The organism is Priestia sp. D51, assembly GCF_053345675.1.
On record NZ_JBLTIR010000018.1, the window covers coordinates 17,594 to 43,415 of the forward strand.

26 protein-coding genes are annotated in these 25,822 nt (G+C 32.1%); 12 read left to right on the forward strand and 14 right to left on the reverse strand.

Features of this window, described 5'->3' with window-relative positions; all coding sequences use genetic code 11:
• Positions 1-171 precede the first annotated feature (171 nt).
• Positions 172-1,143: a hypothetical protein gene (locus ACNHOZ_RS27705; protein WP_447697410.1), complete on the forward strand. Its 972-nt coding sequence runs from the start codon at positions 172-174 to the stop codon at positions 1,141-1,143.
• 59 nt (positions 1,144-1,202) lie between these two features.
• Here the strand turns inward: ACNHOZ_RS27705 and ACNHOZ_RS27710 are convergent, their stop codons facing one another.
• Positions 1,203-1,379, reverse strand: a complete 177-nt coding sequence (locus ACNHOZ_RS27710) for a hypothetical protein (protein WP_447697411.1) — start codon at positions 1,377-1,379, stop codon at positions 1,203-1,205.
• Positions 1,380-1,511: 132 nt separating this feature from the next.
• Between ACNHOZ_RS27710 and ACNHOZ_RS27715 the strand changes: the two genes are divergently transcribed.
• A complete protein-coding gene (locus ACNHOZ_RS27715; protein ID WP_447697412.1) occupies positions 1,512-2,669 on the forward strand; it encodes a hypothetical protein in 1,158 nt (385 codons plus the stop codon).
• 112 nt (positions 2,670-2,781) lie between these two features.
• Here ACNHOZ_RS27715 and ACNHOZ_RS27720 read toward each other — a convergent pair whose 3' ends face one another.
• The 4 genes from ACNHOZ_RS27720 to ACNHOZ_RS27735 form a co-directional block, all read right to left on the reverse strand.
• Positions 2,782-3,699, reverse strand: coding sequence for a hypothetical protein (locus tag ACNHOZ_RS27720; RefSeq protein WP_447697413.1), 918 nt, complete (start codon positions 3,697-3,699; stop codon positions 2,782-2,784).
• 86 nt (positions 3,700-3,785) lie between these two features.
• Positions 3,786-4,895 (reverse strand): hypothetical protein, encoded by a 1,110-nt coding sequence (locus ACNHOZ_RS27725; RefSeq protein WP_447697414.1) that lies wholly within the window; start codon positions 4,893-4,895, stop codon positions 3,786-3,788.
• Between the two features lie 128 nt (positions 4,896-5,023).
• Positions 5,024-5,359, reverse strand: a complete 336-nt coding sequence (locus tag ACNHOZ_RS27730; protein WP_447697415.1) for a YolD-like family protein — start codon at positions 5,357-5,359, stop codon at positions 5,024-5,026.
• 14 nt (positions 5,360-5,373) lie between these two features.
• Positions 5,374-6,639 (reverse strand): Y-family DNA polymerase, encoded by a 1,266-nt coding sequence (locus tag ACNHOZ_RS27735; RefSeq protein WP_447697416.1) that lies wholly within the window; start codon positions 6,637-6,639, stop codon positions 5,374-5,376.
• Between the two features lie 291 nt (positions 6,640-6,930).
• On the opposite strand from ACNHOZ_RS27735, the gene ACNHOZ_RS27740 reads away from it, so the two are divergent.
• The 4 genes from ACNHOZ_RS27740 to ACNHOZ_RS27755 all read left to right on the forward strand — a co-directional run bounded on the left by ACNHOZ_RS27740 (position 6,931) and on the right by ACNHOZ_RS27755 (position 12,834).
• On the forward strand, positions 6,931-7,773 hold the full coding sequence (locus ACNHOZ_RS27740) for a Hachiman antiphage defense system protein HamA (protein WP_447697417.1): 843 nt from the start codon (positions 6,931-6,933) through the stop codon (positions 7,771-7,773).
• A complete protein-coding gene (locus ACNHOZ_RS27745) occupies positions 7,766-11,095 on the forward strand; it encodes a DEAD/DEAH box helicase (protein ID WP_447697418.1) in 3,330 nt (1,109 codons plus the stop codon). The genes ACNHOZ_RS27740 and ACNHOZ_RS27745 overlap by 8 nt, the downstream gene beginning before the upstream one ends.
• 116 nt (positions 11,096-11,211) lie before the next feature.
• Complete coding sequence (locus ACNHOZ_RS27750) at positions 11,212-11,913, forward strand: hypothetical protein (RefSeq protein ID WP_447697419.1); 702 nt, start codon at positions 11,212-11,214, stop codon at positions 11,911-11,913.
• A 159-nt stretch (positions 11,914-12,072) separates the two neighbouring features.
• On the forward strand, positions 12,073-12,834 hold the full coding sequence (locus tag ACNHOZ_RS27755; protein ID WP_447697420.1) for a hypothetical protein: 762 nt from the start codon (positions 12,073-12,075) through the stop codon (positions 12,832-12,834).
• A gap of 356 nt (positions 12,835-13,190) precedes the next feature.
• On the opposite strand, the gene ACNHOZ_RS27760 is transcribed toward ACNHOZ_RS27755, so the two are convergent.
• The 8 genes from ACNHOZ_RS27760 to ACNHOZ_RS27795 all read right to left on the reverse strand — a co-directional run bounded on the left by ACNHOZ_RS27760 (position 13,191) and on the right by ACNHOZ_RS27795 (position 19,117).
• Positions 13,191-13,448 (reverse strand): hypothetical protein, encoded by a 258-nt coding sequence (locus ACNHOZ_RS27760; RefSeq protein ID WP_447697421.1) that lies wholly within the window; start codon positions 13,446-13,448, stop codon positions 13,191-13,193.
• A gap of 159 nt (positions 13,449-13,607) precedes the next feature.
• Entirely contained in the window at positions 13,608-14,324 is a 717-nt protein-coding gene (locus tag ACNHOZ_RS27765; RefSeq protein ID WP_186808559.1) for an ABC transporter permease, read from the reverse strand.
• A gap of 11 nt (positions 14,325-14,335) precedes the next feature.
• Positions 14,336-15,043, reverse strand: coding sequence for an ABC transporter permease (locus tag ACNHOZ_RS27770; protein ID WP_186808560.1), 708 nt, complete (start codon positions 15,041-15,043; stop codon positions 14,336-14,338).
• A complete protein-coding gene (locus tag ACNHOZ_RS27775; protein WP_447697422.1) occupies positions 15,043-15,957 on the reverse strand; it encodes an ABC transporter ATP-binding protein in 915 nt (304 codons plus the stop codon). The genes ACNHOZ_RS27770 and ACNHOZ_RS27775 overlap by 1 nt, the downstream gene beginning before the upstream one ends.
• A 95-nt stretch (positions 15,958-16,052) precedes the next feature.
• Positions 16,053-16,259, reverse strand: coding sequence for a helix-turn-helix domain-containing protein (locus tag ACNHOZ_RS27780; RefSeq protein WP_155008820.1), 207 nt, complete (start codon positions 16,257-16,259; stop codon positions 16,053-16,055).
• Between the two features lie 10 nt (positions 16,260-16,269).
• Positions 16,270-16,833, reverse strand: coding sequence for a hypothetical protein (locus tag ACNHOZ_RS27785; protein WP_447697423.1), 564 nt, complete (start codon positions 16,831-16,833; stop codon positions 16,270-16,272).
• 435 nt (positions 16,834-17,268) lie between these two features.
• Positions 17,269-18,600: a DUF4179 domain-containing protein gene (locus tag ACNHOZ_RS27790; RefSeq protein WP_155008822.1), complete on the reverse strand. Its 1,332-nt coding sequence runs from the start codon at positions 18,598-18,600 to the stop codon at positions 17,269-17,271.
• Positions 18,590-19,117: an RNA polymerase sigma factor gene (locus tag ACNHOZ_RS27795; protein WP_098113904.1), complete on the reverse strand. Its 528-nt coding sequence runs from the start codon at positions 19,115-19,117 to the stop codon at positions 18,590-18,592. The genes ACNHOZ_RS27790 and ACNHOZ_RS27795 overlap by 11 nt, the downstream gene beginning before the upstream one ends.
• Before the next feature lie 404 nt (positions 19,118-19,521).
• Between ACNHOZ_RS27795 and ACNHOZ_RS27800 the strand changes: the two genes are divergently transcribed.
• From ACNHOZ_RS27800 to ACNHOZ_RS27820, 5 genes are all read left to right on the forward strand, one after another.
• A complete protein-coding gene (locus ACNHOZ_RS27800) occupies positions 19,522-20,049 on the forward strand; it encodes an RNA polymerase sigma factor (protein WP_155010728.1) in 528 nt (175 codons plus the stop codon).
• Positions 20,033-21,139, forward strand: a complete 1,107-nt coding sequence (locus ACNHOZ_RS27805; protein WP_447697424.1) for a DUF4030 domain-containing protein — start codon at positions 20,033-20,035, stop codon at positions 21,137-21,139. Before ACNHOZ_RS27800 ends, ACNHOZ_RS27805 begins: the two co-directional genes overlap by 17 nt.
• 186 nt (positions 21,140-21,325) lie before the next feature.
• Entirely contained in the window at positions 21,326-21,859 is a 534-nt protein-coding gene (locus tag ACNHOZ_RS27810) for a sigma-70 family RNA polymerase sigma factor (protein ID WP_155010730.1), read from the forward strand.
• Between the two features lie 3 nt (positions 21,860-21,862).
• Positions 21,863-22,270 (forward strand): PadR family transcriptional regulator, encoded by a 408-nt coding sequence (locus ACNHOZ_RS27815; RefSeq protein WP_155010740.1) that lies wholly within the window; start codon positions 21,863-21,865, stop codon positions 22,268-22,270.
• 8 nt (positions 22,271-22,278) lie between these two features.
• Positions 22,279-23,562: an FtsW/RodA/SpoVE family cell cycle protein gene (locus tag ACNHOZ_RS27820; protein ID WP_155010731.1), complete on the forward strand. Its 1,284-nt coding sequence runs from the start codon at positions 22,279-22,281 to the stop codon at positions 23,560-23,562.
• 142 nt (positions 23,563-23,704) lie between these two features.
• On the opposite strand, the gene ACNHOZ_RS27825 is transcribed toward ACNHOZ_RS27820, so the two are convergent.
• A complete protein-coding gene (locus ACNHOZ_RS27825) occupies positions 23,705-24,268 on the reverse strand; it encodes a hypothetical protein (RefSeq protein ID WP_425204671.1) in 564 nt (187 codons plus the stop codon).
• Positions 24,269-24,830: 562 nt separating this feature from the next.
• Here ACNHOZ_RS27825 and ACNHOZ_RS27830 point away from each other — a divergent pair.
• The gene (locus tag ACNHOZ_RS27830; protein ID WP_447697425.1) at positions 24,831-25,643 is read left to right on the forward strand and encodes a class I SAM-dependent methyltransferase; all 813 of its coding nucleotides are present in this window, start codon (positions 24,831-24,833) and stop codon (positions 25,641-25,643) included.
• Positions 25,644-25,822 lie beyond the last annotated feature (179 nt).

The following is a 25,822-nucleotide window of genomic DNA, read 5'->3' on the forward strand; positions in this document are numbered from 1 at the left end:
TATGATGCTTAAACTCTATAAAGTAACTACCCTCGCTTAACAATTGAATTTTAAATATATATAACTATATATTGAACTAAAACTGTAAATTAAGGTAATATATTCTTAAAATTATAAAGATTCAAGACCCCTATTTACTAATTTGTTAATATAATAAAGGAGATAAAATCCATGTCTTATACTGAAAACGAACAAGAAATAATAAGTTTAATAAATAATGAAGAAGAAAACCCAGTTCATTTAAAAAGCTCCAAAAGTGCGGAGATTGGGGAATCTAGAACATTTAATCTTCTTATTGAAAATAACCTGTGGGTACTAAGAAGGTATATAGATAAAAATGGAGCAGATTTCGTAATTCATAGAGGTAGTTTAAAAAGGGATTTATTACATATCAATCCACCATCTATAGGGTTTGTACAGTCAAAATATGTATCAGACCCAAATACTCCAATAGCAATAGACACAAAGCACTTATATAACGTATTCCGTAATGATCGTCAGGAATATCAACTTTCACCTAAACCTGGCTATTTTTTAATAATACATAATGATTATGATAATAAACCAAGACAGTTTTGTTTGACCGCAGAAGAAATTCTATCACGATATAAGTCTGGTGATCTAAAAGATGTGAAAACAGTTTCTGGTAATGAAGTGACTAAGGTTGAAATAAAACTAACCATTAATCAATTATTAAAGCAAAACGAAAACCCAACGTATCCTAAACTTAATCTAAACGGACAGGACGAGGAAGATATAGCTGATAAGATACATGAGGAACTGAAAAGTAAAAATTATACAGTAGATATGGATATGAAAAAACTTCTTGGTGAACGGCCGTTAGAAGATGATGATTTTGACGGAGATTGGTCTGAGAGTGTGAAAAGATCTTTTAATTTAACAAAACAGAGAGCATATGATTTACTAAGTTATTCTTCCGCATTTTTCTTTGCTTTAAGAGAAATTTTACATTATTATTCACCTGATGAGTTTAAAGAGGAAGAAGAAAAAGAAAAAATACTAACTATTATTAGGCAGAGTGTTGATAGATTTTCTAGTCCCAATTGGAAAGAAATGCATAGTGATCTCGAAAAAGCTATTGAAAAGACCTTTGAAGAACTAGACGAAAATAAAGAGAAATAGAAACAAATAAAAAGAGAAGGGGTAAAACCCTTCTCTTTTTACTATATAATCATCTATACTTAGATACTCTTCTTCATGCCACAGTCGCGACATTCACGTAAGAAAACGCCACCTTTTACGGAGCTTTTGAAGTAAGCAGAGTTGCAATTGTCGCATCTGCCACTAATTTTATCCGGAAATTCAGCGTATTCATAAACCTTATCAAGGTCGATTTCTTGCTGCTGTTTCTCTTCCATGTTGATCACTCTCTTTTCCATACCATTTAACTCTTATCAGATTACCATAAATAGTGGCTATCTTTATTCTCTATATGATTAAATATAAAGGTAAATGTTAAATTGAAAAACAAAATTTAGGGGATATTACTTATGACCATTAATTTAAATTTAGAACTAATAGACAAGTTTAGAGATAAAGTAAATGAACGATCGATATTTTCTGATAAGTATATAAATATCGAAAATAAAAACAAGTGGAATTTAATTTGCTCTGCAATGGATTGGATTACAATAACAGTAGAAGGACTTCCCCTAATTAACTTAAAGGGAACATCTAAAGGTCCTGGTTACGACTCTCTTCAATCTTTAAACTTAGTGCAATATATAATCTCTATTGATATCCTCGTACAATCAATAATTCAACTATATAGAGTATTATATGAATCAACTACTTATTCTTTAGAAAACGATAAAAGTATTTTTAACCAAGAGAAAATAAGTGACGATACATATTTCAAGCATATACGTGCTATTTTCGGAGCCCACCCTGTTAATTTGACGAGTTTAGACGGTGTAGCTCAAAAAAAAGGAGAAAGGTTTTTTGCAAGTTGGGTAACCGAGGATCATTTAGGAGATAAAGATTTTTCAGTTTTTCTTTATAGTAACGATCCTAATGATGATGAGGATCATTCTTTTGAAATAAGCATAAATGAGATTAATTCTTATGCAGAAAAGCGCTATAACCTTTTATTCGATTTAACAAATAAAGTTGATCTAATTTTAAATGACCATGAAATCACATATAGAAAAAAACAAATCTTATCGGGTAAAGATGATCTTAGTCAATTAAGAATTTTACATGAAGAGAACAAAAAGCGATTTGGAACATCTGAAGGATACGCATATCTAATTAATTATATTTACCGTATCCTAAAAGTGAATTTAAATAAAGATTTGAACTTCGATACAACATTTGTAGATGACTACAGAAATTACTTGGCCTCTATCATAAACATTATAAAAACAAATTTACAAAATATGAAGTACGACTATATACCATTAGGTAGAGATTTTAAAGGTTATGAATTTGAAAAGATATCTGTTTATCTTCATACTGGTACTCATGCAATTGGAGAAGAATATTTTTATAATTTAATAAGGGTTGGAATTTTACCGACTTATTTATTAGATTGTGAAGACATGATTGAAAAAGAACTCTTTTTTGATGCAATGATCTATAAAGCAAATAAAATTAGCTCGCTCCCCGTTAAATACAAAGATCTGATTGAGTTATTTTCCATTAAATAATATGATATGTTGTTTAAAATTGTTTTAAAAAGAGTGAAAGTAAGATTAAATTAAAAAAGAGAAGGGAAAGCCCTTCTCTTTCGATTGTTAATATATTTTCATCACAAAATATTTAAAATTTAAAATCCTTAGCACTCAGTTTTATTGGATTAAACTTATTCATAATTTTAACAGGAGGATAGCGATATCCTTTATTTGTTTCTAACTTATAATTAATCCATTCATATATTAAAGTACGAGTGTTCATATCAATATCGTCAAATGAGATTGTTGGAAGTAAATTACCGTTCTTATCATGGTATCTTTTTTTGTCACTAGGACCATGTCGAGCGAAAATTCCTGAGCCATATTCACTGTTACTAAAATGGCTAAATTTACTCTTGGGATCTTTAAAGAATTTATAAGCTTGTTGGAATTCATTATTTAACATTTGAATTTTTTCATTTGAACTTGTTGCGTTTTTAATCCCTAAATCATGCTCTATTGTTTCGAGGATTTTAGTTGTGTTAATTAAAATAAAAAGGATGTCGTTTTTTGAAAGAATAAATAAAGTTAAAACTTCTTTTACAAATTCGTCTTTACATGCATAATCAAAAAAGTCTACAAGATAATGCCTTCGATTTTTATGATCCTTTGCTACTCTTTTATATTTCTCTTCTCTTTCTAGAGTACTTTGGAAAGGGCTTTGTAATTCTTCATACTCTAATTCACGGTTAGTTGCATAAACGGAAGGCCTAGACCACTCGTAGTGACCCCTTTCGTTTATTTCAAGGTAATTAATACCTTGTAAATGATAATCGAGAATTAAATCATCAGTTAATAATAGTATACCATTAAATATTTGTAATAAGGCCTTAGCTCTATAAATAGCTCTTAAAGGCTCGTCTTTAGGAATATTATCTAAGTGATAGGAGCTAAAATAGAAATGTTGATGTTCAGACATATTAGTTTCACTAAATATATTAAAGTCCTCAGAAATTTTAGTGGAAAGATCTAAGGTTAACGATGAATAAATGCTAATAGCCCACATTTTACTTCCTCCGAATACCAATCAAAATTTCTGTTTGTCTCTTCTTAGATCACCACAAACAGTGATCCCCTTTTATAAAACATTTGTTATAGATCTCCTAACCTTAACTCTTTCCTATTCTGCCAATCGCATATAAGACCATCAATAAAATTCTCACCCTCATATTTACTTGTTAGCTCTATCATCACGGGAATTTTCTCATAAAAGCTCACATATGCATTTAATTTATTATTCTTTGCCCTTATAATCACAAAATGGGCTTTATCGGGGAAGGTTTTGATTGTTGCTTTAACTTCAGGATCATTTAACTCTGCCCGTGAGCAAATAAATTTGTCTGTATCTTTTACATTTATAATACTTTCACGAATCTCATCAAATATCTCATTACATACAAATTCTATTCCTTTAAATAAAGCTAATGCGTTAAAAGCTGTTTTCAAATATAAAAAATAAAACTTTGTACCATCTGTGTTAAGTTGATCTTTATACTCTAATAGAGGTTTGTTTACAATTTGGGGCTTTATTAATTTTTTTTCATTTTTAGATTCTTGTATCATCTGATTTAGCATTAACAATACTAAAGTTTGACCCAAATTATCCATATTAATTGGTTTATTAAGAGAAGTCGCAATATACCATTTCCCCTGATAATGACCTATGTGTACAAGATGTTTATTTGTTTTAAATGGTACACGCACGAGTTTATATTGCCTTTTATCGTTTCTAAAAAATTGTATAAGCTCTTTATTCAGTTCTAGACGAAAGTTATCTGCAGAAGGCTCATCTATATTAGGTGAGATATACATAGGTGACAATATATCAGTTTCATCATTAAAATCACTAAATTCAAGAACTATTTGAGGAATGGGATAAGATGCTCCTGCAAATATAAATCCTAAGAGAAATTCTAAGGGACCCTGTTCTTTCTTCTGTCTGAGTACTCTCATTATAGGTTGCTTAATTTTCTTTACATTAAGACTACCTCTTTTACCTGGACCATTATTCATTCTATTAAGACCTATGAATGTATCTCTTAGTACTACTAGTTCTTCTTTAGAAAATCTTTCGTTTGCCTCATCTGAGACTGTTCCTTTTTCTAGTTTCTTAATTCCACCTAGCCCTGCTGGTATTACATGCTCTTCTTTATCAAATCTCAAATCTGGATCAGCTTTTTTATGATATATGCAAAATCCCATACGGTTCCCCCATTATGACTATTTTATATAAAGATTAGTCAAATACAGATTTTAACTAACTCTCATTATAATGGAAGTATGTATTAGTTAGGATGATTATTTTATAAGTAATTCATTTTTATTTAAAGTCATACAAAATATACATCTATTAACTCGCTTAAACGCATTTTATTTTTCAATTCAAATACTTCATCGATAAAAACAAACAAATTCCCCAGGGAATCAACAAATTGGATGAATCCTTTTTCTGTAATACATTGTCCCTTTTTGTAGTATGTAAGATAAACTTGTTTATTTGTATGTAAGGCTTCAATCAAGGTGAAATTGATTTGTTCCATTTGCTCTTCTGTTAAAAGAGGTTGAGGTACTTCTGCTTGCTTGTTTATAACTTCCTGCAATCCTGTGTATTGCTCTGGCATACTGGCGAATGGACGCCATTTTTTCATTTTTCTATCGTGGTACATGATATCTTCCTCCCTTACGCTTTATGGCCTCCTATAAGGCCGTTTCGATAACGAACTGTTGAATGTTCCAGATAGCTTGAAGCCCGTAAAACACTATTCTTCCCATAACGCAGCCGAATTTCATCAATCGTTTTGGCAAGAGCATAGGCTCTTTCACGCTGATCGATATCCTCAAATAAACTCATTTGCTCTTCTTCTTCAATGCTTGTGTTGGATAAGGAAATCCCAATAGAGCGAATTGGCATTCCATTATCGTGCGTATGTAATATGGTTAAACAATAGGGAAAGATATCTTGGCTTAAGTTTGATGCTCGCCCCATTTTCTTTTGCCTTGAAAAGCCTCCACCTGTTTGTTTGCTGTAGCCAACCGATAAATGGATAGTTTGAGCCACTACTTGATGCATGCGTAAACGAAAGCAAACATCGTCCAATAGCTCCAATAGTAATAATTCCACTTCTTTTCGGCTTGTATAATCTCGAAAGAGAATCTGACTTTTCCAAAAGGAACGGGAACTAGGGATGTACACATCGGAAATACGACTAAAATCTATCCCATTCGCATGTTGGTGAAGTTCCTGTCCCATGATGCCAAATTCTTTTTGTAACATTTCCTTCGAAGAAAGAGCGAGTTCTTTTATGGTATAGATGCCTAAACGCTTTAAGCGTCTTTCTGTAGCTGACGAGATCCCCCAGAAATCCTTCATTGGATGAATCGACCATAACTTAAAGGGAATATCCTCATATCGCCAATACGCAACCCCTGTTGGGCTGTGCTTCGCTTCATGATCTAAGCTGACTTTAGCCAGTAAGAGATTCGGACCGATTCCTGCGGTAGCTGTCAGTCTTGTTTTGTGATAGATCTCATTACGTATTCGATGAACTAGCTCCTCTGGTGTTTTAGCAAATAAATGTAACGAAGCTGTCGCATCGATAAACAACTCATCAATGCTATACGCATGGAAATCTTCAGGAGCCACATACTGTAACACCAAACTAGAAATATAGTTCGAAGCCTTGATATATCTCTCCATTGATGGATTTACCACATGGATATCTTTCCTTTTAGGAATGTCGAAAAGACGACTTCCTGTTTTGATCCCTTCTTTCTTTAATAAAGGTGTGGCAGCTAACACAACAGACCCCGACCGTTTGATATCTCCTACAACAGCAAGCTTTGTTTTCAAGGGATCTAACCCCCGTATGACAGAGGAAACCGAAGCGAAAAAACTCCTCATGTCGATGCAAATAATAACTCTGTTTGGTAGCTGTCCATAATCCATTGAACTAACTCCTTAATAAAGAACATTTGTTCTTTATTATATACGAACAAATGTTCTTTATTCAATGGAATCATTTCCCGATTATTGCTATCGCTTGAAGTGAATTTACTGTGAGACTAAAAAATAGGTACAAATCTATACTTTTAAAAATTATTACCTACTAAAATATACCTATAATGTGAGAATTGGAGTAAAATTTATAATTATATAAAATATATTGAAATGCTACCTTTAAAAAGATTTCTGTTATAAGGATTTTATAAGGTTAACAACTGGTTTGGGGGAAGATTTATGGAGAAATCTGAATCAATACACTGTAAACTTATCGGTCAACATCCTAAGGTATCATTATTTGCTGAATGGTTAACTCATGAAGATATTACTGCTTCTTCGAATAAAATACACAGGACATTAGTTGAAAATGAGGGAATGAGGGAGTTTGCAATAGAGCAAATTTCAGATTGGATTCTTAAACATCATATTGCTGACTCAACTTTAGTGAGATTAAAAAGAAAAAGGGGAAATATAATTAAAAAATATGGTTTAGATGAGTATTTAAATCAACAACAAATGCTTCCTGTTGCAGAAAAAACAATGAGAGGAAATGGTGCAGAAATAATTCTGGCTGAATATCTTCAGGAATCTTCTCCACTAGAAATTTTATTATATAAATTAAGGTACAATCCAAATGTAAGTCAATCAATTAAAGGAGATGACGTACTTTTATTTAATAAGGAAAATTTGTATGAGCAAATTATATTAGGTGAATCAAAGTTTAGGAAGACACCTGGCACAGCTGTGGTTAAAGATATAACTGATGAATTTGGAAAAAAACTAAAACTTCCTTTGTCTATACTATTTGTTGCAAACAGACTTAGTGAGTTAGGTAACGAAGAACTTGCTGATGAACTGGAGGAATTAAATATTGAAGTAAAACATGGTAGAGTTCCAGTGGTAAATGTAGGGTTTTTACTAAGTAATCATAATACAAGATCAAATGTAGAAAAGAATCTTTATTCAGAAAATCCTAACTTTATCTTTATATCCCTTGGTATAGATCAGCCGGAAGAACTTATATCTAAGAGCTTTTCTCTAGCAAACGATAAATTGAAGAGGGGTATAGAAGATGAATAATGAGAAAGCAACAGCGATACTGGAACGTTTAGAAAGTGATAGCTTCACACAAAATTTAATTGCTCAAAGTGATTCACGTTACATTTTATATAATGTCAAAGAACCAATTGAGAATTTCCCCAATTATACAGAAGGTTTAGATGAACAGTTAACAAGTACAGCTATTTCTTATTTATCCATTGGTTGTACATACGCTGAAAATATGAATATAAATCAAGCTATTTTCCCTTTGGAAAAGGGTGCTACTATCTTAGAAAATATATATAGCCCAATAGCTAACAGAAATGATTATAGTTCATACTTCATTCTTACTAGTTCTTTAGCATTTTACGCTGCACATCAGTACTCAAAATCGTTTATTTTATTAAAAGATGCACAATTTGATACAGTAATTTCTGAATTAATCTCTAATTTTTTGCGAAGGCAATATAGTGATTTAGACAAGTTATTATCAGAAATTTCCCTTAGTGGTGGCTACGATGATAAAACAATCGCAACAATTGATGACGAGGAAATCGCTAATAATAAAATCTATGTTTTAATTTTATCAAAATCATTATCCAGTCTTCTTGAATTTATATTTTCGGGAGACAATGAATGGTTAGATAAAGCAAAAGACTACCTCACAGATTTATTGGAACTATTATCTATTGATGCTGAACCTTCTTTATGGTGGGTTATAAGGTTATTAAAAATTATTATTGATGGGTTTGAGGAAAATTCTTTATGGAATGCCATACCTCCGCATATAAATAATGAAGATGAAATAGTAAAGAAATACATAGCAGCAATGGCTTTTCAGAAAAGTTCTGTAGTTGAATTATTCCATTCTCAGAAAATTGCTTTACCACAAGTCTTAAATGAAAGGGGAGCTGTAGTCAGTCTCCCAACAAGTGCAGGGAAAACTAGAATTGCAGAGATTGCTATGTTGGAGTGTTTAACAAAAGATCCGGATAGTAAAATACTCTATTTAGCTCCCTTTAAATCTTTGGCATTTGAAGTAGAGGATTCGATTTCTAAGGTATTTGAATCTTTAGAATTTGAGGTGTCTCAGCTTTACGGCGGTACACAATTTAGTAAATTAGATGAGACGGTAATAAATGAATCTAATATTATTATATCAACTGCTGAGAAAGCAAAAGCAATCTTAAGAAGTAACTCAGAAATTAAGTCGAAAATTAAACTGGTTATTATTGACGAAGGACATCTACTAGGTCCAGAAGAGAGATATGTTTTGAGTGAAATGCTCATTGAAGAATTACGTTTTTATATAAATGAAAATCAAGGAAAAATGGTCCTTCTATCAGCTGTATTACCAAACGCAGATGAAATAGCAAGCTGGTTAACTGGGAATGAAGAAATGAAAGTTAATTCAAACTGGAGGCCATCTACTCAAAGGTTGGGTCTCCTTGAATACTCCGGTAACAATGTGAACATTAGATGGAAGGGAAAAGTAGAGTCATTTAATAGTAATTTTATAGAACCTTTTATAGTCAAAAGACCAAAGTCAGAATATATGTTTCCAAAGAATAAAAAACAAGCTATTGCGGCAACTTCATTAAAGCTTTGTCTCTCAGGTTCTGTATTAATTTTTGTTTGTAGAAAAAATATGGTTATTTCACAAGCTAAAGAAGTATTTGAGGCTATGGGGGAGGAAAGAGAAATACATGTATGGTCAGCTAAAAATGAATGGGCCTTTTTTAAATTAGCGTGTGATGAAGCATATGGAGAAGAATCGGCAATTTATCAATATGCAAAGTATGGTGTGTTATGTCACCATGCTGGACTGCCTACAGAGGTTAGATTGTCTATGGAAAAATTAATGAGGAAAGATAATCCTAAAATCATTGTTGCTACTTCTACCTTAGGACAGGGTGTTAATATTGGAGTTTCAACTGTTATCATTGCTAATGTTTGGTATGATGGAAAACAGAAAATTTCTAGTAATGAATTTTGGAACATTGTAGGGCGAGCTGGTCGGAGTTTTATCGATAGAGAAGGGAAAATTCTTTTTGTAGTAGATGCAAGTGAAAGTTTACAGAAGGCAAACAGAGACAGAAAATTAGCTTTAGAATACTTCGGAAATAAGAATCAGGATAAAGCTATAAGTGGTTTGCTTTATATTGTCGATTATATATATCGAATTGCACAAGTTTCACATGTCGATTTTCAAGACTTATTGCAAATGATTGCGGAAAATAATTATTCAACTTTAGATGAGAGATACGCAGAAAAATTCATTACTTTATTTGATTGGATAGATGATACCTTACTTGCATTGAATTTAGAGTTTGAAAGCTATAATGAAAGGGATGCTTCTAGCTGGATTGATGATTATTTCAGACAGTCATTAGCATATATCCAGGCAACTCACTTTCAACGCTTCGATGGTGAAACAGTTATATCGTTCCTAAAAGCAAGAAATAAAGGCGTATTGAAGTTAGCTGGTGAACCTTCGAACTGGAGAGGATTAGTTTCATCAAGTATTCCACTTCGTTCAGGGTTATTTATTAAAAATGAAATTAATAGCATTTTAGATGTTTTATCTAATTACCAAACCTCTGAGAAAAATATCGAAAACTTGTTATCATTTCTTAAAGAAACTGAATGTATTATATCTAAATTCCCTTCAGAGCAATTTATTGGTGTTAATACAAAAGAAAAAATTAAAGACTTATGGATAAGAGGTCAATCAATTAGCGAGCTAAATGAAAAAGAAAAAAAATTGTGTAATGATTATTTTGGATTTACACTACCTTGGGGAATAAGTGCGATATCTAGAATGTTATCTACATTGGACATGGATGAGGAAGCTAAAGAGTTTGAAACTCTAGGAGTGTTAGTACAAATGGGTTTACCTAATATATTTGCAGCTAAAATATACTTAACAGGTGTTCAATCTAGAGTTGCGGCAACAGAATTGAGCACTGTACTAAATCCAGAGCTTCAGGAGTTGAGTGTTAGACGATTAAGAATTCAAATAATTAATCATTTTGATTCATTGGCTGAGATTACAGATAATACATTCCAATGGTTAACTATGTTAAAAACACTTAAATCTAATATTAATCTCGTACCTATTAAAATACCTAGTTTTACACTTAGAGAAAGTCTTCCCATTAATAGTAATATCCTAAACGTCAAGCAATATCAAGACAGTATTTTCCTTTGTAGTCCAGACTATAAGGATAAAATAAAAATTAATTTTAATGAAAAAATACCTTTAAAAGAATATGCAAATAATCTCAGTGTGTATTTTTTAAATAATAATGCTAAGTGGGTAATGAAATCTAGAAACCCTTATTTAAAAATTACTCTTTAGGATTCGGATTTATAAAAAAAAGTGGATTATATCCTTAAATAAAAGTATTTTCTTGTAGTTGATTTTCCAAAAATGATAATACAGTAAAAAAGTAACAAAGCCAGTGAGGTGAAGGAATGAATAAATTGTTAGGCATACCAGACACAAAATCTGTTGATTTTAATATTTCATTTTGGTCAGGTTTAAGCTCTGGACTAATATCAGGTCTGGTTACGGGTATAATTGCTGGTATTGCAATCTGGATTATACAGGAAAAGGTTCAGGGGTCGCAGGCAAAGAAAGAAACAAAAAAAGAGTTTGCAATTTTCATTCAAAAATTAAAACAAAAGTTTCTCCTATCTAATGAACTCATAATGAGTTATGACGGAAGTGAATATTTACCACAAAATGCTCGTTCAGTACTTGAGTTTATTAATGAACAACCACTTTTATATTGGGAGGAGAAATTAGACGAGAATCAACAACAAGAGATATTAAGATCAATAAACACTTTATTAAATATAGAGATTGAGTTTAGAAATATATCAAATTCACTAAATATAAGAATTATTGACCTCTTAGTAAAAAGTAAGGGTCCTCACTTCTTACAACAATATAGCACTGTTTTTTATGCCTTAATCAATGATGCAGATAATACCTTTGTAAAAGATTGGTTTGGGAGACAGTTAAGTCTGAATGATAACCAAATTGATGAATTGCGAGATCAACAGAATGAGTTTACCGACTTAATTACACAATATAAAGACTCTCGCAACTTACTTCTATCATCATCCGATGTACTAAAAACATTAATTACTAATTCAAACACATCTATATAAATAGATGTGTTTGAACTTTTTAACTGTATTTCAATTTTCATAAACATAATAATCAAGATAACAAATGTTAAATAAGTAATTACCATTCTTATTAATAAAGAACAGACAGGCCTTTTTAACGGTCATAAACACATTAATAGATAATTCGGAGGAACTTTTATGTGGGGAATTACAGTATTAGGCGCTGCAGCTAAGCCAGTGACAGAGCAACAGTTTACAGAATTAGAAAATGGCATTTATGAAAAAGCTAAAATCCTTCAGGACACAGCTAGTAGCATTCAAAGTGATCAAATTGATTTCTTAAATAATAATATTTCTACAATCTTCACGATTTGTGGTATAGCAGTGGGAATTTTAACTGCATTAGCAGGGGGGGCAATTACTTTTATAATCAACTCGAATATAAAGGCTAAGCAACAAATGGAAAAGGCACAGACCTTAATGGCTGCTGCTCAAGAACTTACAGAGGCTACTAACAAAAAGACTCAATACCTAGAAACGAAACAGAGAGAACTAGAAGATTTAATTAATTCAAAACAATTAAATGAAAAATTGGTAGTCGTGGATAGCCTTACACAAGCACATAATAAAATGCTATTACAGGAACAAGTCAAATTTATATTAGAACAAGCTTCCACATTCTTGGAAAGAGCTAAAAACTATATTATCCCGTTAGATACTGATGGAACGATTATAAGGGAGGCAATATCTAAAATTAGGACGGATATAGATTATTTAGAGACTTCAGTAAAAATGCGTAAAGAAGAGGTGTTCTTTTTACTTCATGGTTCAGTAGTTGACGAGGATAAACTATTGAAAAAAGCACATGAACTAAATGCAGAGGCAATAGAAATTGAACAGAAAGGAAAAGAATTCTACTCTACACATAGACATTTCCCTTCTGTTGATTCAGAGTCTTAACAAAAAAAGCAAATTATATTCGCTTTTTATCATTATAGGAAACACCTAAATATTATGAAAAAATGACCTAATGAAGGGGACCGAAGTCGGTCCTCCTGTATGCGCTTCTCTCCCGATTAATCCACCAAAAAAGTTCGTAAAAGTGTATGTATTTTAGTATACGTTCGTAATTGATTTTTAAAGTTAAACGAACGATAAAAACAATGGATTTCCTATCCAAAAGAAAGGTTCGTAAAAGTATACTTTTACGAACTTATTATGATAAAAATTTCTATGCGATATATTATGAATATTCAAATATACATAATATATCGCGCAGTGTGGGGAGGATCTAAAATTAACATAGCAGACTATATTTAGCTGGTTTTTTCTTTTTTGGATGAAGCATAGAAATAGATTAGAGTAATAAATACTGCGCCTATCCCTATACAAAGATAAGACTTAGCAATTAGTGTAATCATGTTTTGCTTTGCTTCTATACTTAAAGGTAAAGGAAATAAATTTATTTTTGTTTCACCGTTTATATTTTTAGATAATCGATTAATATGGTAAGAATTTGCTAGAAATGTAATACTTAATATAGTTAGGATAATCTTTATAATCCATTTTTTCATATTATCACCCTTTTAAATTTTTTATTACTAATCATACGCAGTTAATGGGGTTTAATTCCAATAATTTAAATAGTATGAATTAAAACATAAAAGAACTTATATTTAGAAAGATTACTAAGTAATAGCCGTTTCTAATTTCACTATTTATAATTGACTAAATTAATGCTTCCCGACTTCAGAAATCCATTTGGTTCGAAAATAATACACTCCAATTAGTGTGAATAAACATGTTAACAATAAAGAAACAATGATTATTAATGGAATGTTATATCCATTAAACGCTGACATTACGGGATAAACCCACAAATGTATGATACTAAGTTTTGGTGAAGTGATTGCAAATAGTCCCGAAATAGTTAATATGGTACAAAGACTAATGGGCATTAGTATACCTGAAAACTTAAAACTAAATAGTAATTGAATAGAACTAATAAGGCAGCCAGATAGCCAGATGGAGATAAAATGTATTAATAGTTCTTTAAATACAAAGCCATCTACATCAAATATAAGCATATAAAATAGAAGAACCAGATGGATAGCTGTTACAACAAACAAATTTAAGAGTGCTAATATTAACATTTTATTTAAATAAAGTTGTCCTGTTGGAATTGGAGATATTAAAAGATTATTGAGACCCGAATTTTTTCGCTCCATACGAACAATTAAAGCTGTAATGACCCCTATTAATAATGGATAAATAAAACTCAGAAACATTTGGAAAGTAACAGCTCTTAGCACATCATAACCAGCTTTAGTGGCCCCCACGTATAATACTCCACTGACTAATGTGAATAAGATTGGAACAGCAAATAAAGTCCAGTATATTCCTGTTCTTTTTAACTTAAAGAGTTCGATCTTTATTCCATTTATAATCAATATTTTGCCCCCTAAAAATCTTTCTTTGTTGTATATAACGCTCCTAGAGCCAGCGTAATTAATGTAACTACTATAGAAAATGTCGAGTAAGTTATTAGGCTACTTGTTCCATATTCTAAGTTTTGTCCTATAGTCCAAGCTGGATAAGAAAACGGAATAAATTTTTGATTGTTATACTGTAAATATAAAAAGGAAGTAATAATTCCTATTCCAACTAAAAATATACCATTTGAAATCATGATAGACAGAGTACATAAAATAGCAATCATTGCTTGTGTACCTAGCCAGATAGAAAATGAGAAATAAATTACCCCTTTAATAGGAATATTATTAAATCCTAAAATTAGAGCTGAAAGATATAGTAGTAGAGAACCTAATAACAAGCTTAATAAGGTACTTATGTTTCCTACAATCCATTTAATAATAAATATATGTCTTTTTTTTATTGGGGTAGTAAACATAACTCCCCAAGTTCGATAGTTATATTCACTACATACAATTATGTAATAAAAAATTGATAAAAAGATATATAAAAAGCAAGGGAAGAACCCATGATTCATTGCAATATATTCTTTCCAACTTATAGATGTAACTTGTTTCTTATAAAAAAACACGCAGAATTGAACTCCTATTGAAAAGAATGGAAGAAGAAAAATTGCATATAGCAGTTTATTTCTTTTTAATTTATGTATTTCTGCTTTTAAAAGATTGATGTACACTATTCTATGGCCTCACTTTTCCCACTCGTAAGGGATAGGAAAATATCCTCTAGTGTATTTTTTTTCTGATAAAGATGATAAACTCCATTACCGTTATTCACCATAAGTTGATTCATATGAATAATATCTTCCGATGTACCTTTAGTAATTAATAAGTCTCTTTCTTTCTGAATGTTATAACCTTTATCCTTAAGTACTTTTTCTGCTTTTAATATGTCAGTTGTGCCAATTTCTATTTGATAGTCTTGTTGAGAAAATAGGCTGTCCAAAGATCCTTGATAAATTAAATGTCCTTTTTGGATCATTCCTACATGACTAGCCATTAGCTCAATCTCATTTAGATTATGGCTAGATACAAGAATTGTATGCCCTTCATTTTTCGCTAAGTTTTTAATTAATTCTCTAATCTCATGAATTCCAGAAGGATCCAACCCATTTGTTGGTTCATCTAAAATTAATAATTTGGGGTTGTTTAGAAGTGCAAAAGCTATTCCTAATCGTTGACGCATACCTAAAGAATACTCTTTTACTAGCTTATTTTTTGCATGAATTAATCCTACAATATCTAAAGTAGGGAGTATATTTTCATTACTGTTTCCCAACATCTTCTGAATCACTTGCAAATTTTCATATCCAGTCAAGTGGCCATAATAGGCAGGTGAATCAATAAATGCTCCTACTTGTCTTAAAATTTGTTGGCGATTCTCTTTTAGACTTTTACCAAATACCTCAATTTGACCACTATTTGGTGTAATTAATCCCAACAGCATTCGAATAGTTGTAGTCTTTCCAGCACCATTTGGCCCTAGAAATCCATATATTTGCCCTTCATTAATTTCTAAATTCAAATTATTTACTACCGTTTGTCTTCCATAAGCTTTGGTTAAATTATGTGTGCGGATAGCCATTTTCATATGATGAAATTATCCCCTTTCTATTTTAGAATAAATTACTTTATTGCTCTAATCTACAAAAGTGTTTATACGTATAAATATAGAGTGAAAATACCTTACTCTTCCTCTACATATTCCAGTATATCGCCTGGTTGGCACTCTAAAACCTTACATATGGTATCCAAAGTAGTAAAGCGAATAGCTTTAGCCTTTTCATTCTTTAAAATAGAAAGATTGCTTTTGGTGATACCAACTCTCTCTGCTAAGTCATTTAAAGAAATTTTTCGCTTAGCCATCATTACATCTAAATTCACTCTGATCATATATCCTCTCCTATACTGTTAATTCATTTTCTTGAGCAATAGCAACCGCCTGCTTAAAGAAAACACCTAAGAATAGAATGAATATAGCAGTGATAAAAAGAAGTTCATTTATTGAATAGGAAACCTTAAAGGAACCATTCGTAATATGGACAAAAGGAGTCATTTTAGCAGCTATATAAACTTTAGGCAAACTACTAGCAAATGATTGTATTAATAAAATGATTCCTATTGAGAATATAGACTTTGTACTACTGTCAACAAATATAAATCCCTTAGATGCATTTTCAAACAAAACTCTAAAATTCCAAAACATCATAGTTACAAAGAACATTACGATAATTGCACATACCATTGTGAATTGTAATAGTTGTACATCCGGTGTATAGTTGTCTAAATTAATTCCAAGGACTCCCTCAGAGATAGCAAAATGAATTCCTGAGATTTCTTTAAGGATTGAAGAGTCAAACAAAATATAAGTTGTTATCATCGCTCCTATTACTGAAATTGCGAGAAGAAACCAAAATAAACTATTCATGAGATGAAAGAGCACACGATAACCTTTTTTACTGTTCATTAAATATTCCTCCAAAATTTTCTATAGGAATAACTTACCATTTAAACTCAATAAAATCAATAAAAAATTATCGATAAACAATAATTATATAATTTAAATTGACAATTATAAGGACATTTTCAAATTTTAATTAATAAAATATATATTAGAGATAGCAAAAAAGCGCCACCCCGTTTAGAATAGGGTGGTGCTTTTTTCTATTATGAATCAGCATAGTAGTTATATCAATCACTGTCTCTTAGTTACTCTGTATCCCTATTAAAAATGAATACAAGTAGACAGATAGCTCATAAACTTAATATCCGCATGTGTATACTTTTACGGACTGTGTGTGTTGTGATCTTAATGGACTAATATTAAGGTAGCCGTTAAAACCGTGAACAATAAAAAAGCAAAGTTTCTTATTCATAGGATTAAGAAACTTTGCTTTATCTTTTATTTAGGTACTTTAATAACTGTACCATTTACATTGATTGCTTTGATTTTTGATAAATCTAAAGGAGAAGAAGATAGAAATTTAGCTTTAACGCTTTTATTATCACTAAAGTTTTGTAACGAATCGAGTGATTGAATGCTTCCATTTCTCATTTCCACACTAACTTTCATATCGTCAGTATCTTTAAATTGGCCTTTTCCGTATAGTGTCACACCTAGTGATGAAAGGGTCATTTTATTTGCTTCCCAACTGCCAAAGTCTTCATTAAAGATCAGACTTTTTTCGCTTTCTACAGAATGCAATTTAAATGTAGTACTCCAATCACCCTTTGTATAATTACCATTAGATACAAGGTCTCCCATAAGCTTTAACTTACTAAGATCTTTACTATTTACATCAAAAATATATTCTACGTAGTTATTTCCGTAAACAGTTTCCCCTGATTTATCTACTCCATAAGAGATGTTAGAAGAAGCATTTATCTTCTTTCCCGAAGGATCAACTAAATAAAAATCTCCATGGCTATCTATATCTTCATCGGACCACTTTGTTTGAACGTGAAGTTGACCATTCACAAATCCGATATTTGATACATGCATAAATTTTATTTTGGGCAGAGAAAGAATGGTTTCGTTAGGCTTTAAGATTTCTATACTTTCTCCCGTGTCGAGTTGGTCCGTAATTTCCCCACCTCCTCCAGATGTACTATCTGTACTAAGAGAGATTGTATCTACATTTTTATTCTTTAGCTCTGACAGATCAGTATCTATCTTGATTCCCTCATGCTTATACCTTTGGCTAAGGAAAGAGCTTATTCGCAATTTGATTTTTTTATTATTAAAGTTTGTGCCTCCATTTGCTTGAATTCGTAATGTGGCTGTATTTGTATCTTTATCGTAGTTAACAATTTGGCCATTAAACATATGCCCGTCAGTTAATGTGTAATCATAAAGATCCAGCGTTTTATCAAGGCGATTACCTGTTAAATCTTGCATCGTAACGTAAATAACAGCCATTTCGTCGTCGTTCATGGCACCTACAACCTTCATTTTTATTCCTTTATCTTCACTAGTGGTTTCAATAGGTTGAAGAAACAAGGCAATGTCGGGACTAACAAGAGAGAGTAAGTGGTTGAAGCTTGGAAATGTCGCTGCGCCTACACCTGCAGAACCTATAAGGAATAAAACTGCAGCAGCCGGAAATACGATTGCTTTTTTAAACGTTCTTCTTGGTTGCTCTGATTTAGCCTTTTCTACACCTAGTTTGGCTCTCATATGTAATTCTTTTGGGATTTCAATTTGTTCAAGTTCTTCTTTTAGTTTATTCTTCATAAATACCCACGCCTTTCACTTGTTTACGAAGTTTAGCTAAAGCACGATATAAAATAGATTTAGCCGTGCCTAAGGGAATGGTTAATGTCTCAGCTATTTCCCTAAAAGAATAGCCTTCATAAAATCGTAAAATAATAACACTTTTCTCATCTTCATTTAGTTCTTCCACTAATTGATGAAGGGATATTGTAAGGGGGATATCTTCAATGTCTGAACCAATGATTTCTTCGTATTCTGGATGTAATTGAACGACCTTGCTATTCTTTCTTAGATGATCGATTGCACACCTAATAGTAATTTTGATTAACCATGTCTTAAAGTATTCTGGCTTTTTTAAAGTATCTATGTTTTTAAAAGAACGGTATGCTACTTCTTGAACCACGTCCAAGGCATCGTCTTTATTTTTGACATATACATAAGCCATTCGATAAATATCTTGTTCATATGTCTGAAAAAGCTTCAAAAAAGCTTTATCATTACCTTTTTGAGCTTTTTTAACGATCCTAATAATTGAAATCCTTCCTCTCTGCTTTTTCCTTTTATACTTATTAGACAATGTTAAGTGGAATTTGGCTTAAAATTTTTATAAAAAAGAAGAGAACAAACAAATGATTAGTAGTAGCTGTTGTTTCTTTCGTGAGGAGTTAATGTCATAAGAAGTTTTCAATTGCCTTTTAACTGAAGGTTTTGTGACTAAGAGAATACTATAGCGTGGAAAAGAATAAAAACGACCGAATTAAACAAATACGTTAAAAAATATTTAAATTAATTTTGAATAGCCCCTTATTATAATAATCCTATAATTTTGGAAGGTAAAAGACTCTTTTTCCAAGAGAGTTTTTTTATTTTAATGAAAATCACAACTTTTTTTAAACTATTACGTCTAAATAAAGAATATTAGTTAAAAGGATGGTTGGAACTTTGATAAATACTAAAAAAGAAGACATTGAGTGTTGGTATGATAATCATAGTGACGCAATATTAAAATTCATTTTAATGTTAGTAAAGGATTATCAACAAGCAGAAGATCTCACTCATGAAACATTTGTAAAAGCTTACCTTCATTATGACTCGTTTCATCAACAATCTAGCGAAAAGACCTGGTTATTTAGGATTGCTCACAATCTAACAATTGATTATTTTAGAAGACATAGGTCTATCAAACTCTTGAGGGATTTCCTTTCTTCCAAAAGAGATGAGGGTCGTTTACCTCAAGAAATGATTGAGCTTAAAGAAACCTCCGCAGAATTTTATCATTCATTGGAAAAACTTAAAGAAGCTTATCGAAAAGTCATTTTATTACGTAAGATACAAGGATTTTCTGTTACGGATACGGCCAACATATTAGATTGGTCCGAAAGTAAAGTGAAATCGACTCAGTTTAGAGCAATTCCTGCTTTAAAAAAGCAGCTAGTAAAGGACGGATATGTGTATGAAAAGACCATTTAAATCTGATAAAGACAATGACTCATTAAAACAATTAAATGATGCTATAGTTTGGAATCAAGACCAAAAACAAAAACAAAAAGAAAGACTCCTAAAGACGATTGATCATCTAGATACTTCATACGAGAGAAGATTTAAAAGGAACCTTTTCTCAACTAAACAAAATATAATTTTGAGAAATATTGTGTACTCCGGAATAGCAGTCATTATTTTGAGTGGGGTATTCATCAGTTCAGCATTTGTTTCTCCAGCTATGGCTCAAGTGGTGGCTAAGATTCCTTACTTAGGACAACTTTTTTATAAGGAACCTTTAGGCGATGAGATTGTTAATACGGTGAGGAAGAAAGGATATAACATCAATGGTGCCAGTATTTCCCTTCAAGGAAGTAAAAATAGCATTGAGGTACATGTAGTAGGATCAGAGTCATATTATAACGAGGTCAAAGGAGACATTGAAAAAATAGTTAGTGACATCATACAGAAAAGAAACTATGATACGTACACATTTAAGGTTACAAGAGAAGTTCCTGTCGTAGAAGAAGAAGAGCTTGGTCCTGAGGAAAAAAAGAGGCAAAATATTATAGACGATTTAAGTAATACACTAGATTCATTAGATTATCCTATCTTAGAATATGGTACGCGTATGAACAGGGATAAGGAAGGTAAGGAGCACCCGGCTGTACATCTACAAATTCCTGATACAGAGCCGAAAAATCGTGTTGAAGAAATTAAAGAAGTTTTCAATAAAGTACTTGCGAAAAATGATGCGAAGGGTATGCCTATAGAGATTGAGAGGATTAATATGAAGAAAAATGAACAAAGTATGAGATGGGGAGATATTGCTGATGACGTCGGCGAGGATTTATTAGGGAAAGAGAAATATCATGTTAAAACGGTAGGTTATTCTGTTCATCCTGAGCCAAAAGTATTAATAAATACTTCATTAGGTCATTCAAGCAGCGACAAAGAATTCGCGAAGGAACTCGAAAAAGTCATTAACGAATTCCTAACAACTGAAAAAATGAAGAAGAAGATAAAGGGTGACTTTTATCAGGTTATTATTTACGGTAAAGGAGAGAAAAAACTAAATTAACTTTAAAGGAGATAAGCCAGGTCATAATCTAATGATGACCTGGCTTATCTATTTGGAAAAGGTTACTGTTTTTTACAATTAACATATCTTTTGATAAAAACTCTTTATTTATAGTGAAAGAAAAAAGAGAATATAAAAACCTTTTTATAAAATGCTTCGTCTAAGAATAAGAAAGGAGAGGCAGAAGTGAAAGAACTGACCGTAGAATGGATACACGTACAAGACAAAGAACTAGTTATAGATGAAATTATGGATCGATATGGACAAGAAATCTTGCAGCTTGCGTACTCCTACGTAAATAGCGTAGCCATTGCAGAAGATTTGACACAGGAAATTTTTATTAAATGTTACAAAAACCTTCATAGGTATAGTGGGAAAGCCAAGTTTCGAACATGGTTATGGCGAATCGCAATTAATCATTGTAAAGACTTTTTGAGAAGTTGGTACAACAAAAACACGGTATCGACGGACGACTATTTCTCAAGTTGTATCAATGAGAAAGAAAATACAGAACAAGTCATCATTCAGCAGGAAGAAGACACCGAACTAATATCAGCTGTTATGAAACTACCTACTAAATATAAAGAAGTCATTTACCTTTTTTATTATGAAGAATTATTGATTAAAGATATTGCGTTAGTAACCAAGACCGGACCGAACACAGTAAAAACGAGACTGAGACGTGCAAAAGCACTTTTAAAAGAGATGTTGGAGGAATGAATGATGGAGAAACGTCTTAAGAACCTTCGAAAAACAATGAATCGTGAAGTATTTGCGCAGTTAAAATTTACAGCAGAACATAAGAACCGTATTCGGGCAAAAATTAAGCAGGAAACTCATAATGACGCGGAAATTCTAATTGCTATTATGCAATTGCTTGTACAGGAGAAAACAGGCTATCAGTTAGTCAGCTTGTTGCAAAGCCGAGGGATCTCAAACTTTAAAGAAAATGAAGGATCTTTGTATATAATTTTGCACCGTCTAGAGCTAAAAGGCGTTTTAAAGAGCAGTTGGCAAGAGGACGATGCTAAATTTTATCAATTAAATAAACAGGGGCGCAAACTACTAAAAAAATTAGAAAAGCAACCATTATCTAACCATGTAAGTCTTAAAGAAATATTAGAGGGGTGAAGGAGTATATGGATAAACAAAGAAATTCATTTTTAGAACAGGTAAAATCTCAAATCAAATCTAAAGAAGCTAGAGCGTTTGTATCTTCAGAATTGCACCATCATTTAAACGAAGTCAAAGCCTATTGGCTGCAAAAAGGGCTAAGCGAAGATCAAGCAGAAGAAAAGGCTGTTAATCAAATGGGAAATCCCGTCAACATTGGGCAAAACCTCAACCGTATTCACCGTCCAAAAATAGATTGGGTGACCTTAATGTTATTTGCAGCTGCTCTTCTTTTAGGGTTCCTTCCACTGCTGTCTCAAGGTTATTTGAATGAAAATCATTTTTCTACATACAAGGCTGGCTTTGTCATCATGGGAGGAATGATTGCTTTAGGTACGATGTTTATAGACTATAGAAAATTCGCCAATAAAGGATGGGTATTCTATATAATAGGACTTTTATTCTTAGTGTTCTTTACTCGACATTTTAACACTGTAGTAGACGGCCAAGCTATTTTAAAAATAGGATCTTTAAAGATAGAAGGTTTAATGGCCATTCCTTTTTTCCTTTTGGCATGGGCAGGCTTTTTTCAAAGCGATCGCTTTAAAATGTGGAAATTCCTTCTGTTATTTGTTCTCTCATCGTATTTCTTTTTACAATTTGATGTTACAACCCTCTTTATATATGTAGCCATGACTTTTACGATGATTTGGTGGAGCAAATTAAAAAAGAAGACAATCTTGATTGTATTAGGGACTATCTCTGCTCTAGTTGTTATCTGGGGAGTAATCGGATGGATGACTGTTGCTTACTATCAAAAGTATAGAGTTCTTTCATTTCTAAATCCCTATAACTCAGAATATTTAACGTCACAATTTGGACTTCTAAAGATCCATCATCTATTTATGGAGGCAGGATGGTTTGGAAAGCATTCATTTGCGGATCAATTTATCCCCCAAGCTCATACTAACTTTGTATTCTTAAGTTTTACGTATTATTATGGTTGGTTGTTTGCAGCAATTCTTCTTTTAGTTCTTTCTTTAGTTGCCATGAGAATTATATTTATTTCGCGAACTTTAAACGACACATACAGCAAACTATTGTTAGTGGGAGTTATGATGATTTATATAGTACAACTTGTTGGTAACGTGGGAATGATTGCCGGATTCTTCCCTATGACAAACATATCTTTACCATTTATTAGCTATGGGTTCATGCCGACTCTGTTAAATGCGTTCTTAATTGGAATTGTATTGAGTATATACAGACGAAAAAACTTGTTACCTTCAAACAAGCTATCTTCTAATTGACCGATGAATCCAAATGGTTTGCTTTTCTTATTCTTTCTAAGCAAACAATAATTACTATCTATGTGGATTAAAATCTTTAAATGAATATTGCTGACAGAAAAAAAGGAAGGTAAAGAATACCTTCCTTTTTTCTATTGTTAAATTATGGTTGTGTGGTTTCTAAATTGTCGAGCTTCCAATGCACGTTATCTAACGGATCATTTTTACTGTCTATATATAAATAGAATTGATCTAATTCCTTTACATCTTTAATTAAGAACGAAACATTAAAAACTATAGATTGCCCTTGAGGGAGACTATTGTATAGTTGAGCATCGTTAGGAAGAGCTTTTCCTACAACCTTTTGTTTTGTTTTTTCGTTTTCTATCCAAAACTTCAAGGGAGAAAGGTTAACAGCTGTACCATCATCATGAACGTTCTCCACCTTGACTTGGGCCTTAATTTCCCCTGAACTTTCATTTGTTTTCTCGTATGTTCCAGTTAAAACAGATATAAGATAATCTCCTCCTTTAAAGCTTTCTCGATAGGACAAAATCCCTTTTTCTAATCGCTCCATCTCTAACCTCTCTTGCTTTTCTGCAGGAGTTAAAGTACTTTCAACTTTTTTTTGAGGTTCTGCTTGAACAGTTTCTTTCTCGTCACTACAGGCTGTCATAAGGCTCGTAACCATAAATGCTATACAAGCTGTTGCTATAATTGATTTCATCGTAAATCCTCGCCATATTTAAAATTTAGTATCAGGTTAATTTTACACTAAAAGGAAATAAAAAGAATTATATTTTGTAATAAATAACCTATTCTAAGAGAAAAGATAATTTGACTTTAACATTATTAACAAAATAAAAAGCAACCTCGACATGGCGGACGAGGTTGCTTCTTCATGATTCAAAATTAGTGAAGAATCATAGCATAGCACCGTAAGTAATTATATAATATTTTTTACCATAAATACTATTTTTTTCTTTTATGGCATATGAATAAAAGGTGCACTTTTTATTCATTCTTTTCGGATTTCTCCTCATGTACATCGTTGATTTACCAAGGATGTATAAAAAGCTGCATAAACCATAAAAGAGAACTCAACAAACCCCTTGTGGCACAAGGGGTTCTTTTTGTGGTATGTTCCGTTAAGAGTGTTTATGTTAACTAGGGCTGTATATCGTATACATGAAAAAGCTTTGCATTATAATTGTTAAAGTGTAGTTGACGGTTAAATAGGTTGGTGTTAGATTAATTTAAATATCCAAAAAATGGGGGTAAAGACTTATATGATTAATGATGCAGCAATGAAAAGAGCCAAACTTACAAAAACAGCAGTAATAGATACCCGTACTCTTGAGAGTTCTCACAAGAGGTTAGCAGAGATACTACAACCAGGAATGACTGTACTCGATGTTGGGTGTGGTACAGGAACAATTACTTCAGGAATTGCAGAGCTAGTCGGTCCAAATGCTCACGTAGTCGGTATCGATAATAATCCAACTTTGATAGAAAAAGCACGCCAAACTTACAAAGATATTCCAGGGCTATCTTTTGAAATTGCTGATATCTATAATCTCCCCTTTTATGGTGAATTTGATATTGTTACTTCTGCAAGAGTTCTTCAATGGTTATCAAAACCCAAAGATGCTTTATCCCAAATGATTCAGTCTACAAAAAGGAATGGTCGAGTTTTAGTTCTTGATTATAATCATACAAAAATATCTTGGGAACCAGAAATTCCTGAAACAATGAAGTCCTTCTACAAAGCCTTTTTACAGTGGCGCTCTGATGCAGGTATGGACAATGAAATAGCAGATCACCTTCAAGATATATTTAAAGAAGTTGGGCTTACAGATATAAAAATAACTCAACAAAATGAAAAGACGAAACAAGATGATCACGATTTTCATAATCATATTGCAGTTTGGGCTAATGTAGCTCAAATTAAAGGAAAACAAATGATAGAGGATGCAGCAATAACAGAGGATAAGTTAGAACAAGCTCAAAAAGATTTTTCAGAATGGATAAAAGGTTGCGCAAAATCTCAAACAATGTACTTATTAGCAATAGAAGGTACTGTAAACAGAGAACCTAACTAAATAAACTCTTAAAAGGCCTTTGTAGATTACAGAGGCTTTTAAGAGTTCCTAGAATCTGGATTATGGTGCGACAAGAAGTCGCTTTCTTACAGTGTAGCTAACGCTACTCATCTAGACGCAAAGACGATCTCCATCCGAAACGGCATTCTTGGTAACGAGTCTGTCGGTTGCATGAGGAA